Source organism: Agromyces sp. Root81 (genome assembly GCF_001429165.1).
Lineage (GTDB): Bacteria > Actinomycetota > Actinomycetes > Actinomycetales > Microbacteriaceae > Agromyces.
The window spans coordinates 643,280-658,909 of the sequence record NZ_LMIR01000002.1 but is presented as its reverse complement, the minus strand read 5'-3'; the positions used below and the strand labels follow the sequence as shown (position 1 = coordinate 658,909).

Sequence of the window (15,630 nt, the reverse complement as noted above, 5' to 3'; positions counted from 1 at the left end):
CGGCCATTTCAGGGGGCTCCCTTCTCGAAGGTCTCGGCGATGGTGCGGTAGGCGGTCTGCATCCAGAGGGACGCGAGACGGGGGATGGACTCGCGCACGGCCGGGTGGAACACATAGCCGCGCGAGCGAGGCGGGCCGACGACGCGGCCGAGCTGCCGGGTGTACCGGTTCCCCTTGCTCGAGCGCTGCGCGACGCGCTTCGTCGGTGTGGCGCCGAACTCGACAAGATGAGCGATGTCACCTGTCTTGACACCTGACGACAGCGTGCCGATGGTCGCCGACTTCAGGGTGACGTTCGAGTCCGATACTGCGACACGGGCGGTGTCGGACAGCACCCTCGTCTGCAGCCGAGTGGTGACGTTCGCCCGCACGGACTCCTGAAAGATAGGTTGGGCCTCGGACTTCGTTTCACTCCGGACGCGCGCAGCTAGCTCCCGCTCGAGGGAGCGCGCGACCTCAGTGAGTCGCCGCAGGTCGTCGGAGACGAGCAGCGAGATCCGGCCGAGACCCACCGGTCAGGCTTCCGGGTCCCAGACGGGCTGACCGTTGACAGGCAGCTGCAGGGTGCTCTGCGCGATCGCGGCCGCGGCACCGCCGACGCTCGGCGCGCGGCAGATGACATTGACGGTGACGCCTCGCCCGCCGCTGACGGGGGTGAGCTTCATCGCCTTCGTCTGGCCGGCGTTGATGCGCATGTAGTGCGCGGTGGAGGTGTCGTCTTCCCAGTCCTGCGCGATCCCGAGGGAGAGCACCCATGAGGGCGTGCCCTCGATGTTCACGATGCCGCCGCCGATGTCGCGGAATTGGGCGGTCGGGGTGGTCGGGTCGAGCTGGGCCGAGTTGATGGCAGAGGTGTGGTCGTCGGCGGCGACGGTAAGCGTGGATGCGCCGATGAAGAATGGCTTGGTGGCGATCGTGGTCATGGGTGCCTCCTCAGGCTTTGGTGGTGATGGCGTCGAACTTGCAGTCCCAGCCGAGGTAGGGCGCGCCGTCGCGCACACGCACCTTCTCGGCTTCGTCGAGCTGCATCCATCCGGCCGTGTTCGCGGCGATCGTGTGGAGCAGGGTGAGCACGTCCTCATCGAGGGCGTTCTCGGCTTTCACGTCGTCGGTGAGGGGGCTCGCGATGGTGAGCACGACAGAGTTCGTGAACGCGGCCGCGGGTGCCTCGGGGAGCGGCTTGATGCGGAGGTGCTTGAGCGTGACGGTCACGCGCGTGATCTTCTCGGGTGTCTTCTGGTTCGGGATGAACCGCCACCCGGCGGGCAGGGCATCCTTCACCGCGGCGGTGAGTTTCGTGCGGAGCGTTTCAGCCGGCATCGAAGACTCCTTCGGTCGGGCGGATCAGGCCGCGCACGGTCTTGTCGAGCGGGCGCGGCGTGTAGCTGAATCCGTCGAGGCCGGCGTCTCCGTTCGAGTCGGCGCGGCCGGCGTTCCAGAGGTTCTGCGCCTGCTGCATCTGCGCGTACACGAGCCGAGCGGGCGCGGCCGCGGGGCGGGCCACAGCGGCGTTGTCATCGTCGAGGCATTCCGGGGCGAAGGCCCAGACCTGATCGGCCGAGATCTCGAGGAGCATCGCGAGCGATTCGAGATCGGTAGCCGGCGCTTCCGGCCACGCTGCGATGAGCCGGTCGAGCTGCTCGGCGGGCTCCCCGGCGTACCAGGCGTAATCGGTCATGAGTCTTCGCCCCGGGCCGATCAGAGGCTGATCTTGACGAACGCTTCGGAGCGAGCCTTGAACGTCTGCAGGTAGCCGTGCAGCGCCTTGTCGATGCCGCCGCGGGCGATCTCCAGGGCGTCGATCTGAAGCGGCCCGTTGGGCAGCTCGTCGAACTCGATGCCGTAGTTCGCACCGACGATGACGGCACCCTTCCCAGCGGTGATCGGGGCGCCCACGTCGCCGCGGACGATCGTGATCTTGTTGTCGAGTCCGGCGTCGCCGGCGATCGCGCTGTTGATCGCGATGCTCACGAACGCGGGCAGGTTCTGCTCGCCGCCGGAGGCGTACGCGAGCTCCTCGAACGCGGCGTCGTTCGCGATCGCGAACGTCGGCAGGTCGCGGCGGCCGTCCGCCTTGATCTTGCCGAGGGCGAGCATGCCCTGGATGAGCATGCCGAGCGCCTTCGGGTAGGTCGCCGGGTACTTCGTGGTGTCGGCGGCGACAGCAGCGCCGGCGACGGCGACGTAGTCGCCGAGGGCGGACTCGTCCGACCAGCGGTGGTAGTCCTCGACGAGCAGCGCGAGGAACGAGGCCACGACTTCGGCGCCGCCGGGGAGGTCGTAGAACTCGCGGCCGATGTCCTCGCCGAGCGCCCAGTTCCGACGGGTCGACTGCGCGGTCTGCACGAACCCGTTGCCCGACTTGATCGCCGTCTTGTCGCCGGCCCACGCGCCGTCGATCTTGTCGACGGGCGCGGCCTCGGTGCCGCGCTTGATCTTGAAACCCTTCTTGCCGGCGATGGAGATGTTGGTGCCGACGGTGCCGAGCGGCAGGAACATGCGCTGGTAGGCGATGCCCTGGTTGATCTGGCCGAGCCAGTGCGCCGGCTCCACGCCACCCGAGAGGGTGGTCGTGGTGACGTCGTTGAGGGCGGCGAGCACGGCGAGAGCCTCGGGGTTCTGCCGGTCGGTGCGGAGCGTGTTGAGCGCGGCGAACACGTCGCGTGCGTCGGTCTGGCGGGCCTGCACCTCGACGGCGACGGGAGCGCCGGCGATCTGGGTGGCGGGCACGGTGGCGGTGGCGGTCACGGTGGTTTCTCCTTCGGGGTCGTCCTCGGCGTCGGGGTCGTCCTCGGCGTCGGCGGTGCTGGTTTCGGTGATAGTGGTCGTGGTTTCTTCGACGCGGCGCCACGTGTCGCCTGCCTCGTCGGTGTACTCGGTCACGTAGCGCGAGCTCGAGGTGGCGGTCGGCTCGTCGGGGGTGTCGGCGGCGAGCACCATCGCGGAGGGGAACGCGCCCTGCCCGACGAGGGCGGCGCCCCAGAGGTTGCCGCCGATCGCCTTGGCAGCCTTGATGACGGCGTGGAACTCGCCCGAGAGGCGGCGACGCGTTCCGCTCGGGCTGAGGGCGTCGGCGAGGGCGGCGTCGCCGGCGGGCGTGTTCGCGATCGCGAATGTTGCCATGATGCCGACGGCTTCGGCCCACACCCGTGTCGCCCGCCCGACGGGTTGCGAGCGCTCGTGGTCGAGGTTCAGGCCGATCACGGCGGGGTCGGCGGGCAGCTCGATCGCGCCGGCCTCGACCATGAACCGGCCGGCGTTGGTGCGGCCGATCTCGTTGAACGGGATGAGCAGGCCGGTGATGGTGCGGTCTTCGAGGGAGGCGAGCACCTCGCCGCCCTCGTACTGGATCAGGCTCTCGGCCATGCTCAGACGTCCTCGGCGGTGGCCGGCGGGATCGGCAGTGCGGCGGCGGCGCGCTCGGCGAACGCCTCGAGGTGCGCGTACGCGCCCAGCGTGTCGGGGTGCCCGGCGGGCAGCTCGAGCAGTACCTCGATGAGGTTCGCGATGCCGGCCGCGAGCCGTTCTTCGAGCGAGGCGTCGTCGGCGACGAGCTGCTCGGTTTCGGTGTCCTGGTCGGGCTCGGTGTCAGGTGCCGTGTCAGGTGACACGGTCGCGGGGTCGGTGGTCTTCGTCATGATCAGTCCTCACTCGTGGGGTTGGTGTTCGGGGTCGGGACGGCCATGAGGCCGGTCAGATCGGCGCGGATCGACTTACCCTGGTCGCACACGTCGTCGAGCGAGAGGCGTGCCTCGATCGCCTGCACGAATCTCTTGGTGCCGAAGTCGTACAGCTCGTTGCGAGTGGCGCCGCCGGCGCCCGCTTCGGAGGAATAGTGGATGTCGCTGCCGGAGCCGTCGCGGGCGCCTTCGATGATCGACGCAGGCACGGCGGTGTGGTTCGCGATGTCGAGCCGGATCGCGTTGCGACCCTTCTCGAACAGGTCGGCCGAGGTCTGGCCGAGCGCGTTGACCTTGATGAATGACGGGGTGAGGGCGGTCTGCCCGCCGTCGCGGCGACGGTTCTCGTTCCAGTCGTCGACGATCTTCCGCTTCTCCTTGCGGCTGAGGCCGTCGTACTTCGAGTCCTCGATGTGCAGCTCGGTCGCGGGCGCTGGGTTCTTGACTCGTTCCATCCATGCGCGCTCGATGTCACGTGACGCTGTCAGGGTGTCCTTCGCGTCGATGAGGAGCCCGTTCTCGCCGTAGCCCATGCTGATCGGCACGAGCCGCGCACGGTACTGGACGGGGATGCGCTCGTCGGTGACGACGACGCGGCCGCTCTGCTGGTCCACGCCCCACAGCCCGAACGGGATGTGCAGGGCGTCGTCGCGATCCTCGGTGATGCCGACGCATGCCCACGCGCTCATGAACAGGTCGGAGGCGACGCCCCACATTCGGTGGTACGGCGAGACCCCGGACGCCGAGCTCGTCAGCCAGCCCGGCTGGTCGGTGTCGCGCTTGTCGCCGTCCATCTGGAAGAACGGCGACGATGCCACGATCGAGCAGTGCAACCCATGCGCCCGCTTCACGCCGGGCACCTTGAGCGCCTTCTCGCGAGTCATCACGTCGGGCATCTCGCCGAGCAGCTTGCCGGCGGCGAAGGTCTCGAACTCCGTTGGCGGCGCCCAGGGCGAGACGATGCCCGGCGTCGCCGGCGGTCCGAAGAGCAGTTCGCGCCAGAAACCCATGACCGAAACCGTACTGTGGACATCCCACAAGCTCACAACCAATGCATTGTGGGATGTCCACAGATCAGCCGAAGACGATCTCGGCCTTCGCGGGCTTCTCGTTCGTGTCGCCGAGGAACTGCAGCGCGAGCGAGGTCGCCTCGATCGGGGTGATATCGGCGCCGAAGTCACCCTTGGGTCGGCCGAATCCGAAGCCGCCGGCGGAGCCGATCGCACGCTTTACGGCGATCGTGACGGCCTGGTCGAGCTGCGGCGATCGCCAGTGCCGCAGGGTGTCGTCCTTCGGGTCGAGGAGCTTGAGCACCTTCGTCGCGCCGCGGCGCACGTCGCTGGTCGCGGCGGGCGTGAGGTCAGGGCGAGGGTTCGCGCGGGTCAGTGTCTCGACCTCGACGCCGGCAGCCTGCGAGAGCTGGTCGTAGATGATCGGCGTCTTGAACTTCCGGGCGAGGGTCAGTGCCTTCGTCGCGAAGCCCTGCACGCCGTGCTGGTGCCAGAGCAGGCCGACTCCGATGCGGGGCTTCCGGTCGGGCACCTGCCCGTCGAGTGCCATCGCCGCGGCGACGAGGTCGTCGTCGGTCTCGTCGTAGTGCCAGGCGGCGCCGATGGATGCCCAGAGCCCGTCGGGGTGAATGGCGATCGCCATGGTGAAGCGCTTCGGAGGCGGCGGCGGGTCGCCGGGCAGAGTGCTGCGCTCCCAGTGCGCCGGCGGGATGAGGCCCGTGTTCGACCCTTCGGAGCCGAACAGGCCGAGGTACTCCTCGAAGAACTGCTCCCGGTCGAGGCCGTTCCAGTTCTCCTCGATCTTCGCGAGCGTGGTGAGCCCGCTGTGGATGCCGGGGTGCATGCCCTCGACGAGCTCGCGCACGCGGGCGCGCGGGTGGTCCTCGTCGGGTTCCCACGCTTCGAGCTGCTCGGGGTCGATCGTGTCATCGACGGTGAACCGGAGCACGCCGGCCTTCGCGTCGTTCACGATCTCCCACAGCACGTTGCCCTCGCGGTACTTCGCGGCGGTGCCGGCCACGATGAACTGCCCGTCTGTCGTGTCGAACGCGGGCAGCACGGCGGCCTTGATGTCGGCGCCCATCTCGATCGAGGATGCGCCGCCCTCGTCGGCGACGAGCGTTTCGTACGCGCCCGAGCGGAACGCGTCACCGTCGGGCGAGAGGATCGTGAGGACCGAGCCGTTGTCGAACTCGACGCGCTCGGTGCCGTTGCCCTTGTAGAGCTTCACCGGCCGGTCGTCCTTGTCGGGCCACTGCCTCGTGATCGGCCCGTACACGTCGAGCCGGTACCGCTCGGCGGTCTTCTTCTGCGTGGTCAGCATCGAGTAGCCGGCCATGTGAGCCTCGTCGAGCCAGCACCGGCCGAGCAGCACGCACCACAGCGTTGTCGTCTTCGACGATCGGCGGGGCAGGATGATCGCGTTCTTGAACCGGCCGGCGGCGAGCACGTCGACCGCGCGGAGCATCTGCGGCTTGATATTCGCGAGCAGCCCGCACCGGTCCTTCGTCTTCGTCTTGTCGAGCAGCCACGCACCGATCAGGAACGCGGCGCGGTCCTTGAGCGTGGTGACCATCGGGGTATCGGCGAGCGGTTCGAGGCCCGAGTCGCGCAGCTCGACCCACGCCGTCTCCTCGAGGAGCGGATGCTTGCGGACGGCCTCGGGGAGGTCGTCGAGGTCGAGCTCGTCGGTCATGATGTGGCTTCCGTCGGGGAGAGAGATGTCTGAAGAGCCTTGGCGGGGGTTGCACCGGCAGCGCGAAAAAAAGCCCGGTCAGCGCCGAGGTTCACCACGGCAACAGTCCCTTCGTGCCGGCGGTGCGCGCTTGCTGTCGTGCTGCGCCGAGCCTGCCGCCGGCGGCACGGTTGCCTTGGCATCGACCGGACTTGTACCGGTGCTCGGGTGCGAGGTTGTCGAGGCTGTGCCCGCCGTCCGGGTTGATGTGGCCCACGTCGAACGTCTGCTCCTCGTGGATAGCCCGGCCGCAGCGCCAGCACGTCACGTCATCGTCGCGCTTGCGGCGCTGCTGCACCTGCCCGCGGATGATGCGCGCATTCTTCCGGTACTCCGGATCCGCATGCTTGGCGCTCATGCGCTCAGCAGATCGTCGAGCAGCTCGTGCACCAAGTCGACGTGACTACGGCCGAGGCTCGCGGCCATGTCTTCCTGCGCGGTGTGAACGGTGGCGATCAGGCTCGCGACCGCGAATGCGTCAGGCCAGCTGTCGGCCGAGTCGATGACCTCGCCGTCGCGGTTCAGCACGAGCCACTTGCCCGACGCGACCGAGCGCTCGACACGGTACCGGCGCATGTCAGGTGTCGTGACAGGTGCTGTCACGGTAGGCGTGATGATGCAGCCCCACGCGCAGTCGATGCCACAGACGTGGCGGTACCGGACGACAGGTGTCGTCATGCCGCTTCCGCCATCTCGTCTTCGCCATCGTCGCAGACGAGCCACGCCTCGCGGTCCAGTTCGAGCGGGCCTTCGTCGGTCACGAGGTACCAGGTCGTCGCGTTGCGCCCGGTGAGGTAGCCGGCGACGAGTTCGTACTCGTCGGTGCCGGGCTTCCACTTCACGAGCTGCACGAGGGCAGGGCGATCCTTGCGGAGGTGCACGACGCTGGGCACTTCGGTTGGCGATGCGCGGCGCGTGATGTCAGGTGTTGTCATGCGGGTGTCCGTTCGGTGAGGTGTGTGTACATGGCGGTGAGTTCGTCGTCGGTGTAGGTGGGGCCGGCCACGATCTCTTTGCCGCCGAGCAGGGTGGTTCGGCCGTCGTCGCGGTTGCCGCATCCGTGGATGCACCAGCCGCTGTCGGGCAGGAACTGATGCCGCTTGTCGGGCATGCAGTCGAGTGGATGCCGGCCGTTCATGACGCGCTCCTGTCTCGCTCGTAGCGCCAGCCCGGTCGATCGGTATCGCAGCGCCTGCAGACCTCGCGCCATTGGCCGTGCCAGTCGTGCCCGTCGCGGCTGCACCTGGTCGCCTCGGCGGCACGAGCGAGGCCGTGCACGAGGTCGTCGTCGATGAGGGCGAGGAAGTACGCGAGCGGGTCGCGCTGCTCGGCGAGCTCGCGCACCGGGCCCCGGGCGTGGATCGCGCCGAGCAGGCTGCCCGCGGTCGTCGCCGGGTGCAAGTTCCGCTGCTGCAGCCCGTTCACCAGCCTGCCGATGTGCACGTACCGCACGAGCCACGGCATCCGCCGGTCGAGGTCGGCCGCGAGTCGCTGCACCCAGACCGGCCGCGCCCCCGAATTACTCACAGCTCGTCTTGTCTTGGTCTCAGGTAGGTGACTAGCAGGGGTGAGATCACCCCTACGGGGTAGTGCGACACTCGACTGATCAGCGGGGCGGGCCGCGTGTGCCTGCGGGTGGTTGTCCACAGGCGTGAGCGCCCGCGTCGACGCGGCGCGGAGCTGTCCGCCGGCGGCCGCACGTTCGGCGGTCGTGAGGTAGCGGCCGGCCTCGATCGTGCGCGCCAGGCGCATGCGCTCGAGCCACGCACGGGCACGCTGCACCGTCCGGTAGGAGATCCCGAGACGCCGACCCACCGTCCGGTTCGAGGTCGCGACATCGCGCCCCGACGTCGACGTCGCAACAGCCGCGTCAGAGCGAGCAACCTCGCGCACCCGGTCGGCCGCAACGCGCAGCTCACGCCGCACCTGGTCACCCGCGTCGGTACCGAGCAGCGTCTCGACCTGCCGCAGCCACGCGTCACGGCTCGACCACGGTCGCACGCCCTCGTACGCGCCCGGCGGCGAGATGATGCTCACGCGGCCGCCCTCAGCACGGCTGCCGCGGTGCGGTGGGCGGCATTCACGCCTCGACCTGCATGTCGCAGTGGCAGGGCACCGAGAGGCCGGCCTTGCTCTGGTCGTAGGTCGACGACAGCACCGCGGTGCCGTCGTCGTGTCGCAGGATGATCGGGTACCGCGCGGGCACGTCGCCGATCCGCCACGCCCTCACGCTGCGACCTCGTCGTCATCGACCGCAGGCTCGTCAGCATCGACGTGCTCGTGCTCGCGATCGCGCATGTATCGGTCGAGCTCGTCGGCGGTGAACATGAACGCCCCGCGCGGTCCCGGCGCCTTCGCTGCCGCCCTCAGTCGGTCAGCCTCGACCAACCGCGAGACCTTCCGAGGCGTGATGCGAAGACGATCGGCCACGTCGCGCGTGGACAGCAATGTCAAAGTCCCCATGCCGCTAACTATGGCTCGAAGGTAAGACATACGTCAAACCTTGGTCCGGCGAGTCGAACGAAGCTTGCGCCTAAGGGAATGCACTGAGAACAGCGTGGACGCTGGACAAGTGTCGCCATGTGTGACTAACTTTGGTCACATGAGCACGGCAACCACACCCCTGATGCCCGCACCGGACGCCGGTGCACGTCCGCAGTTCGATCTCCATTGGCGGCTCCAGCTCTCGCGTGAGTTCGCTGGCCTCGAGCAGGCAGAACTTGCAGACCGCGCGGGGATCTCGCGCGCAACGATCTCTTCGGCCGAGAACGGCCACCGAGTGCCGTCTCGCGCCACGCTCCGCATGTGGGCGATGGCGACCGGCGTCGCGTTCGACTGGCTGACAGGCAGCGACGTGCCCGTGCGTGCAGCGGTTTCGAGCCACCCGACCCAGTCCCGCCGGAGGTCGGCAAATAAGGTTACTTGATGCCTCCTGACCAGCAGACGGATGCCGCGGCACCGCGCCGCCCGCGATTGACACCTCAGATCGCCGACGTGCGCCGGGCCGTGCGCGGCGTGCTCCCGGTCGGTTCCGATGCGTCTCGCAGCCCGCTCGTGCTCGTCGCGCTCTCGGGCGGTGCCGATTCGCTCGCCCTCGCTGCGGCCACGGCGTTCGAGGCGCCGAGGGCCGGATGCCGCGCCGGCGCCGTCATCGTCGACCACGGGCTGCAGCCCGGATCCGCCGAGGTCGCGGACGCCGCAGCGGCGACCGCGCGCGAACTCGGACTCGACCCCGTGATCGTGCGCCGCGTCGAGGTGACGGGGGAGGGCGGCCCCGAGGCATCCGCTCGCGATGCGCGCTACGCCGCGCTCGACGCGGCCGCCGCCGAGACCGGTGCCGCGCTCCTGCTGCTCGGCCACACGCTCGACGACCAGGCCGAGACCGTGCTGCTCGGCCTCGCCCGCGGTTCGGGCGCCGCGAGCCTCTCGGGCATGCCCGCGCGCGCCGGCCGCTACGCCCGGCCGCTCCTCGGCATCCGCCGGGCCGCGGCGCGCCAGGCGTGCCTCGACGCGGGCCTCGCCCCGTGGGACGACCCGCACAACCTCGACCCCGCGTACGCCCGCGTGCGGGTGCGCGAGCGGGTGCTGCCGGTGCTCGAGGCCGAGCTCGGCCCCGGCATCGCCGAGGCGCTCGCCCGCACGGCCGAGCAGTTGCGCGAGGACGAGGGGGCGTTCTCGGAGCAGATCGAGGAGGTCATCGAGGAGATCTGCGAACCCGCCGAGGCCGGCATCGCGATCTCATCGGGAGCGCTCGCGGCGAACCCGGCCGCGCTGCGCCAGCGCATCATCCGGCACGTCGTCGGCAGCGAGTTCGGCGTCTCGCTCTCGCGAGCGCAGACGCTCGAGATCGCGCGTCTCGTCACCGACTGGCACGGGCAGGGGTCGATCGACCTGCCAGGGGGTGTTCGTGCGACCCGGGCCGGTGCGCACGTCGTGCTGAGCACCATCGGCTCGACCGAAGTGCTGCCGCACGATCACTGAGCGCTCCGGCGCGGCGTAGGCTCGTTGCATCCGTTTGCCGTCACAGAAGGAGCAGGCATGTACGCGCGCGAGATCGAGGCCGACCTCACTGAGGTCCTCGTCACCGAAGCCGAGATCCACGCGAAGCTCTCCGAGCTCGCCCGCCGCATCGAGGCCGACTACGCGGGCAAGGACCTGCTGCTCGTCGGCGTGCTGAAGGGGGCGGTCATGGTCATGGCCGACCTCGCGCGGGAGCTCCGGCCCCACGTGAACATGGACTGGATGGCCGTCTCGTCGTACGGCGCGGGCACCCAGTCGTCCGGCGTCGTGCGCATCGTGAAGGACCTCGACTCCGACCTGACCGGCCGGCACGTGCTGATCGTCGAGGACATCATCGACTCCGGTCTGACCCTCAGCTGGCTGCTCGGCAACCTCGAGTCGCGCGGCGCCGATTCGGTCGAGATCTGCGCGCTGCTCCGCAAGCCCGACGCGGCGAAGGTCGACGTGACCGTCAAGTACCTCGGCTTCGACATCCCGAACCAGTTCGTCGTCGGCTACGGCCTCGACTACGCCGAGAACTACCGCAACCTCCGCGACGTCGCGATCCTGGCACCGCACGTCTACAGCTGATTCCCTCGCGCTGCGCCGGGCCTCGGGCCTAGAGTCTTCGCATGGGCGAAGGGCAGCGCCGAAGCAGAGTGCGCGACGCTGCCGCCGCCTTCACGAGCAACTGGCGCAATCCCAACCTCCGCCGAGCCCAGCTCAGCTTCCTCGGAGCATGGACCGCCGAGTGGGCGTTCACCGTCGCACTCGGCATCGTGGCCTACCGAGACGGCGGCGCCGTAGCGCTCGGGATCGTCGGGCTGTTGCGCATGCTGCCGTCGGCGATCCTCGCCCCGCTGCTGTCGCCCATCGCCGACCGGGGGCGCCGTGAGCGGGTGCTCGTCCTCGTCTCCATCGTGCGCGGGCTCGCGACCGCCGCCGCCGCGGTCGTCGCGGCGCTGTCCGGGCCGGTGGTGGTCATCTACGTGCTCGCCGTGCTCTCGACGATCGCCGCCACCCTCTACCGGCCGGCGCACTCCGCACTCCTGCCCTCGCTCTGCCGCACCGGGCACGAGCTCGCGAGCGCCAACGTGGTACGAGGTCTCCTCGACTCGGCCGCGACGCTCGTGGGGCCGCTGCTGGCGGCGGTGCTGCTGCAGTTCACCGGCGTCGACGTCGTGTTCGCGGTCGCCGCGGCCGCGTCGTTCTGGGCGGCGGCCCTCCTGGTGCGGCTCCGGTACGACGCCCCGCCCCGCCCGCCTGCGCCGAAGCGGCCGAACCTGGCCAGGGAGGCGGTCGAGGGCGTCAGGGCGGTGGCGGCGAACCGCGACCTGACGCTCATCCTCGGCCTCGCGGCGGCGCAGGCCCTGACCCGCGGCGCGCTCACCGTGCTCTCCGTCGTGGTCGCGATCGAGCTGCTCGGCACCGGGGAGCCGGGGGTCGGCGCTCTGATGGCCGCGGTCGGCGTGGGGGCGGTGCTGGGCTCGCTCGCGGCCTCGCTCCTCGTCGGCACCGGGCGGCTGGGGGCGTGGTTCGCCGTCGGAGTCGGCTTGTGGGGCCTGCCGTTCACCCTCGTCGGGCTCGCGCCCTACGAGGTGCCGGCGCTCGGGCTGCTCGCGTTCGTGGGCGTCGGCAACGCCCTCGTCGATGTCGCCGGGTTCACGCTCATCGCCCGCATGGCTCCCGACGAGGTGCTCGCACGGGTATTCGGGGTGCTCGAGAGCCTCGTCGCCGTCTTCATCGGCATCGGCGCCGTCGTCACGTCGGCGCTCGTCGAGTGGTTCGGCGTGCAGACGGCGCTCGTGGTGATCGGCCTCGTGTGCCCCGTGCTCGCGCTCGTGTCGTTGCCGCGACTGCGGGGCATGGACCGCTCGGTCGACGTGCTCGACGAGGACATCGGCCTGCTCCAGCGGGTGCCGATGTTCCGCCCCCTGCCGCTGCCCTCGATCGAGCAGCTGGCCCGCGGCCTCGATCCCGTCGCCGTTCCCGCCGGCACGGCCGTGTTCTCGCAGGGGGATATCGGCGACCGGTACTACGTGATCGAGGCGGGCGACGCCGACGTCGTGGGCGACGGCCGGGTCGTCGCGACGCTCGGCCCGGGGGAGGGGTTCGGTGAGATCGCGCTGCTGCGCCGCACGCGTCGAACGGCCTCGGTCGTGGCGAGAAGCGCGCTCGCGCTGCGGGCGCTCGGCTCGGATCGATTCCTCCCCGTCGTGCTCGGCTACACGGCGAGCGCGCAGGAGGCGGAGGTCGTCGTCGAAGGGCAGTTGGGCCGATACTCGCCGAAGGACCCGTTCGGGGACTCGCCGCCGCCCTCCTGACGGGGGTGTTGAGAACCTCTCGCTTTGATGGGATCGTGAGGCATGACCTCCGGCCGCGCCGTCCTGCTGATCGCAGACATCGGTGGCTACACCGACTACATGGGCGCGCACCGCATGAGCCTCGCGCACGCCGAGGTCAACACCGGGCGGATGCTCGAGCGGATGATCGACGCCGCCCCTGGCTTCGACCTCATCGAGATCGAGGGCGATGCCGCGTTCCTCTCGCTGCCGGTCGACGAGGGCGAAGCGGATGCCTCGATCCCAGAGATCCTCGACGCCGCGGTCGCCATGCACCGCGCCTTCCATCTCGAGCGCCAGTACGTGACGGCGAACCTCTGCCCGTGCAAGGGCTGCAAGGGCGCAGCCGACCTCAAGCTGAAGTTCGTCGCCCACGTCGGCGAGGTCGCCACCCAGACCATTCGCGACCGGATCAAGCTCGTCGGCATCGACGTCATCCAGGTGCACCGCATGCTGAAGAACCCGGTCGGCATCCCCGAGTACGTGCTGCTCTCCGAAGAGCTCTACCGCACCGGCGAGCACACGGTTGCGGCTCCCGTGCAGGAGGTGTCTCCCGAGCTCGAGGGGTTCGGCACCGTCCGCGCGTACTTCGTCGACGTCGGAGATCTCGAGAATTCGCCCGCTCCGCTGCTGTCGCCCTCGTGGCCGAAGCGCGTGGGGCAGACGTTCGCCGCGGTGGGCCCGGGGCTGCCGTACATGCTCGGACTGCGAAGCATGCGCAGCGCCGAAACCGCTCGGTGAGGCGCCGCCCGCGACAGCGGCACAGCCCACAGCGAACACTCGGCCGGCATTCGGCAACCGCAATGTAGCCTGTGAGCACCATGAACATCAAGAAGATCCTGCGCGGGCCGATCATCTACATTCTGCTCGCGATCGTCGCGGTGTGGATCGGGTCGAGCCTCATCACCGCCTCGGGTTTCAAAGAGGTGTCGACGCAAGAGGGCCTCGAGCTGCTGGGTGACGGCAAGGTCGCCTCGGTCAAGATCGTCGACGGTGAGAACCGCGTCGACATGACGCTTGCCAAGGAAGACGACAAGCTCGGCAAGCAGGTGCAGTTCTACTACGTCACCCCGCGCGGTACCGACGTCGTCGCCGCCGTCGACGCGGCCGACCCTGCAGACGGCTTCAACGACGAGGTGCCGCAGCCGAACTGGTTCCTCTCGATGCTCGGCATCCTGCTGCCGCTCGTGCTCATCGGCCTCTTCTTCTGGATCATGCTGTCGGGCATGCAGGGCGGCGGCAACAAGGTCATGCAGTTCGGCAAGTCGAAGGCGAAGCTCGTCTCGAAGGAGAGCCCCAAGGTCACGTTCGACGATGTGGCCGGCGCCGAAGAGGCGATCGAAGAGCTCCACGAGATCAAGGAGTTCCTGAAGGAGCCCGCGAAGTTCCAGGCCGTCGGCGCGCGCATCCCCAAGGGCGTACTGCTCTACGGCCCTCCCGGCACCGGCAAGACGCTCCTCGCCCGCGCGGTCGCAGGAGAGGCCGGCGTGCCGTTCTACTCGATCTCGGGCTCCGACTTCGTCGAGATGTTCGTCGGCGTCGGCGCATCCCGCGTGCGCGACCTCTTCGACCAGGCGAAGCAGAACGCTCCCGCCATCATCTTCGTCGACGAGATCGACGCGGTCGGCCGCCACCGCGGCGCCGGCCTGGGCGGCGGGCACGACGAGCGCGAGCAGACGCTCAACCAGCTGCTCGTCGAGATGGACGGCTTCGATCCGAAGACCAACGTCATCCTCATCGCGGCGACGAACCGCCCCGACATCCTCGACCCCGCGCTCCTGCGTCCCGGTCGCTTCGACCGCCAGATCGGCGTCGACGCGCCCGACCTCAAGGGCCGTCAGCGCATCCTCGAGGTGCACTCGAAGGGCAAGCCCCTGGCCAACGGCGTCGACCTCGAGGTGCTCGCACGCAAGACGCCCGGGTTCACCGGTGCCGACCTCGCCAACGTGCTCAACGAGGCAGCGCTCCTCACGGCTCGCTCGAACGCGCAGCTCATCGACAACCGCGCCCTCGACGAGGCCGTCGACCGCGTGATCGCCGGACCGCAGCGCCGTTCGCGCGTCATGAAGAACAAGGAGAAGCTCATCACGGCCTACCACGAGGGCGGCCACGCCCTTGCTGCGGCGGCGATGAACTACACCGACCCGGTCACGAAGATCACGATCCTGCCGCGCGGCCGCGCCCTCGGCTACACGATGGTGATGCCGCTCGAAGACAAGTACTCGGTCAGCCGCAACGAGCTGCTCGACCAGCTCGCCTACGCGATGGGCGGCCGCGTCGCCGAGGAGATCGTCTTCCACGACCCCTCGACCGGCGCCTCGAACGACATCGAGAAGGCCACGTCGACGGCTCGCAAGATGGTCACCGAGTACGGCATGAGTGCGAACGTCGGCGCCGTCAAGCTCGGGCAGTCGGGGGGCGAGGTGTTCCTCGGCCGCGACATGGGCCACCAGCGCGACTACTCCGAGGAGATCGCCGAGAAGGTCGACATCGAGGTGCGCACGCTCATCGAGCAGGCGCACGACGAGGCCTGGCAGGTGCTCAACGAGAACCGCGACATCCTCGACAAGCTGGCCGCCGAACTGCTCGAGCACGAGACGCTCGACCACAAGCAGATCGCGGAGATCTTCAAGGACGTCAAGAAGCTGCCCGAGCGCCCGCTCTGGCTCTCGAGCGACAAGCGCCCGGTCTCCGACCGTCCGCCGATCGAGTTCCCGACCGAGAAGATGCCGATCGATCAGGGTGCCGTCGATGGCGGAGTGGACTCCGGTCAGCTGCCGGTCGAAGACGAGTCGCCGGCGCGCGCGCCGCAGTCGAACCCGCGCCCCGCGACGGCATAGTCGCGGTCGCAGCGAGACCGTCGA

21 protein-coding genes are annotated in these 15,630 nt (G+C 69.3%); 6 read left to right on the top strand and 15 right to left on the bottom strand.

Annotated elements, in window-relative coordinates; translation table 11 throughout:
- Positions 1 to 8 precede the first annotated feature (8 nt).
- The 15 genes from ASE14_RS08140 to ASE14_RS21335 all read right to left on the bottom strand — a co-directional run bounded on the left by ASE14_RS08140 (position 9) and on the right by ASE14_RS21335 (position 8,888).
- The gene (locus ASE14_RS08140) at positions 9 to 371 is read right to left on the bottom strand and encodes a hypothetical protein (protein ID WP_056653296.1); all 363 of its coding nucleotides are present in this window, start codon (positions 369 to 371) and stop codon (positions 9 to 11) included.
- 144 nt (positions 372 to 515) lie between these two features.
- On the bottom strand, positions 516 to 923 hold the full coding sequence (locus tag ASE14_RS08135; protein ID WP_056653293.1) for a hypothetical protein: 408 nt from the start codon (positions 921 to 923) through the stop codon (positions 516 to 518).
- Between the two features lie 10 nt (positions 924 to 933).
- Positions 934 to 1,320, bottom strand: a complete 387-nt coding sequence (locus ASE14_RS08130) for a hypothetical protein (protein ID WP_056653291.1) — start codon at positions 1,318 to 1,320, stop codon at positions 934 to 936.
- The gene (locus ASE14_RS08125; RefSeq protein WP_056653288.1) at positions 1,310 to 1,678 is read right to left on the bottom strand and encodes a hypothetical protein; all 369 of its coding nucleotides are present in this window, start codon (positions 1,676 to 1,678) and stop codon (positions 1,310 to 1,312) included. The genes ASE14_RS08130 and ASE14_RS08125 overlap by 11 nt, the downstream gene beginning before the upstream one ends.
- Positions 1,679 to 1,698: 20 nt before the next feature.
- Complete coding sequence (locus ASE14_RS08120; RefSeq protein WP_056653285.1) at positions 1,699 to 3,366, bottom strand: hypothetical protein; 1,668 nt, start codon at positions 3,364 to 3,366, stop codon at positions 1,699 to 1,701.
- A gap of 2 nt (positions 3,367 to 3,368) precedes the next feature.
- Positions 3,369 to 3,638 (bottom strand): hypothetical protein, encoded by a 270-nt coding sequence (locus tag ASE14_RS08115; protein WP_056653282.1) that lies wholly within the window; start codon positions 3,636 to 3,638, stop codon positions 3,369 to 3,371.
- Positions 3,639 to 3,640: 2 nt separating this feature from the next.
- Positions 3,641 to 4,690 carry a hypothetical protein gene (locus ASE14_RS08110; RefSeq protein ID WP_056653279.1) on the bottom strand — a complete coding sequence of 350 codons (1,050 nt, stop codon included), beginning with the start codon at positions 4,688 to 4,690 and terminating at the stop codon, positions 3,641 to 3,643.
- Positions 4,691 to 4,754: 64 nt separating this feature from the next.
- Positions 4,755 to 6,386 (bottom strand): hypothetical protein, encoded by a 1,632-nt coding sequence (locus ASE14_RS08105; RefSeq protein WP_056653277.1) that lies wholly within the window; start codon positions 6,384 to 6,386, stop codon positions 4,755 to 4,757.
- A 91-nt stretch (positions 6,387 to 6,477) separates the two neighbouring features.
- Entirely contained in the window at positions 6,478 to 6,783 is a 306-nt protein-coding gene (locus ASE14_RS08100; RefSeq protein WP_056653273.1) for a hypothetical protein, read from the bottom strand.
- Positions 6,780 to 7,001 (bottom strand): hypothetical protein, encoded by a 222-nt coding sequence (locus ASE14_RS08095; protein WP_056653270.1) that lies wholly within the window; start codon positions 6,999 to 7,001, stop codon positions 6,780 to 6,782. The genes ASE14_RS08100 and ASE14_RS08095 overlap by 4 nt, the downstream gene beginning before the upstream one ends.
- A gap of 98 nt (positions 7,002 to 7,099) precedes the next feature.
- Positions 7,100 to 7,318, bottom strand: a complete 219-nt coding sequence (locus ASE14_RS08090; RefSeq protein ID WP_157372876.1) for a hypothetical protein — start codon at positions 7,316 to 7,318, stop codon at positions 7,100 to 7,102.
- A 38-nt stretch (positions 7,319 to 7,356) separates the two neighbouring features.
- A complete protein-coding gene (locus ASE14_RS08085) occupies positions 7,357 to 7,536 on the bottom strand; it encodes a hypothetical protein (protein WP_157372875.1) in 180 nt (59 codons plus the stop codon).
- 23 nt (positions 7,537 to 7,559) lie between these two features.
- Entirely contained in the window at positions 7,560 to 8,462 is a 903-nt protein-coding gene (locus ASE14_RS08080; RefSeq protein ID WP_056653263.1) for a hypothetical protein, read from the bottom strand.
- Between the two features lie 43 nt (positions 8,463 to 8,505).
- The gene (locus tag ASE14_RS20440) at positions 8,506 to 8,655 is read right to left on the bottom strand and encodes a hypothetical protein (RefSeq protein ID WP_157372874.1); all 150 of its coding nucleotides are present in this window, start codon (positions 8,653 to 8,655) and stop codon (positions 8,506 to 8,508) included.
- Positions 8,652 to 8,888, bottom strand: a complete 237-nt coding sequence (locus ASE14_RS21335) for a helix-turn-helix domain-containing protein (RefSeq protein WP_255356077.1) — start codon at positions 8,886 to 8,888, stop codon at positions 8,652 to 8,654. The genes ASE14_RS20440 and ASE14_RS21335 overlap by 4 nt, the downstream gene beginning before the upstream one ends.
- 139 nt (positions 8,889 to 9,027) lie before the next feature.
- On the opposite strand from ASE14_RS21335, the gene ASE14_RS19995 reads away from it, so the two are divergent.
- The 6 genes from ASE14_RS19995 (at position 9,028) to ftsH (ending at position 15,606) form a co-directional block, all read left to right on the top strand.
- Complete coding sequence (locus ASE14_RS19995) at positions 9,028 to 9,351, top strand: helix-turn-helix transcriptional regulator (protein ID WP_082600331.1); 324 nt, start codon at positions 9,028 to 9,030, stop codon at positions 9,349 to 9,351.
- Positions 9,351 to 10,406 (top strand): tRNA lysidine(34) synthetase TilS, encoded by a 1,056-nt coding sequence (gene tilS / locus ASE14_RS08070; protein ID WP_056656007.1) that lies wholly within the window; start codon positions 9,351 to 9,353, stop codon positions 10,404 to 10,406. Before ASE14_RS19995 ends, tilS begins: the two co-directional genes overlap by 1 nt.
- A gap of 57 nt (positions 10,407 to 10,463) precedes the next feature.
- Positions 10,464 to 11,015 carry a hypoxanthine phosphoribosyltransferase gene (gene hpt / locus ASE14_RS08065; RefSeq protein ID WP_056653257.1) on the top strand — a complete coding sequence of 184 codons (552 nt, stop codon included), beginning with the start codon at positions 10,464 to 10,466 and terminating at the stop codon, positions 11,013 to 11,015.
- A 41-nt stretch (positions 11,016 to 11,056) separates the two neighbouring features.
- Positions 11,057 to 12,748, top strand: a complete 1,692-nt coding sequence (locus ASE14_RS08060) for an MFS transporter (protein WP_082600329.1) — start codon at positions 11,057 to 11,059, stop codon at positions 12,746 to 12,748.
- Between the two features lie 42 nt (positions 12,749 to 12,790).
- Positions 12,791 to 13,507, top strand: a complete 717-nt coding sequence (locus ASE14_RS08055) for a DUF2652 domain-containing protein (protein ID WP_056653252.1) — start codon at positions 12,791 to 12,793, stop codon at positions 13,505 to 13,507.
- 80 nt (positions 13,508 to 13,587) lie between these two features.
- Positions 13,588 to 15,606: an ATP-dependent zinc metalloprotease FtsH gene (ftsH, locus tag ASE14_RS08050; protein ID WP_056656005.1), complete on the top strand. Its 2,019-nt coding sequence runs from the start codon at positions 13,588 to 13,590 to the stop codon at positions 15,604 to 15,606.
- Positions 15,607 to 15,630 lie beyond the last annotated feature (24 nt).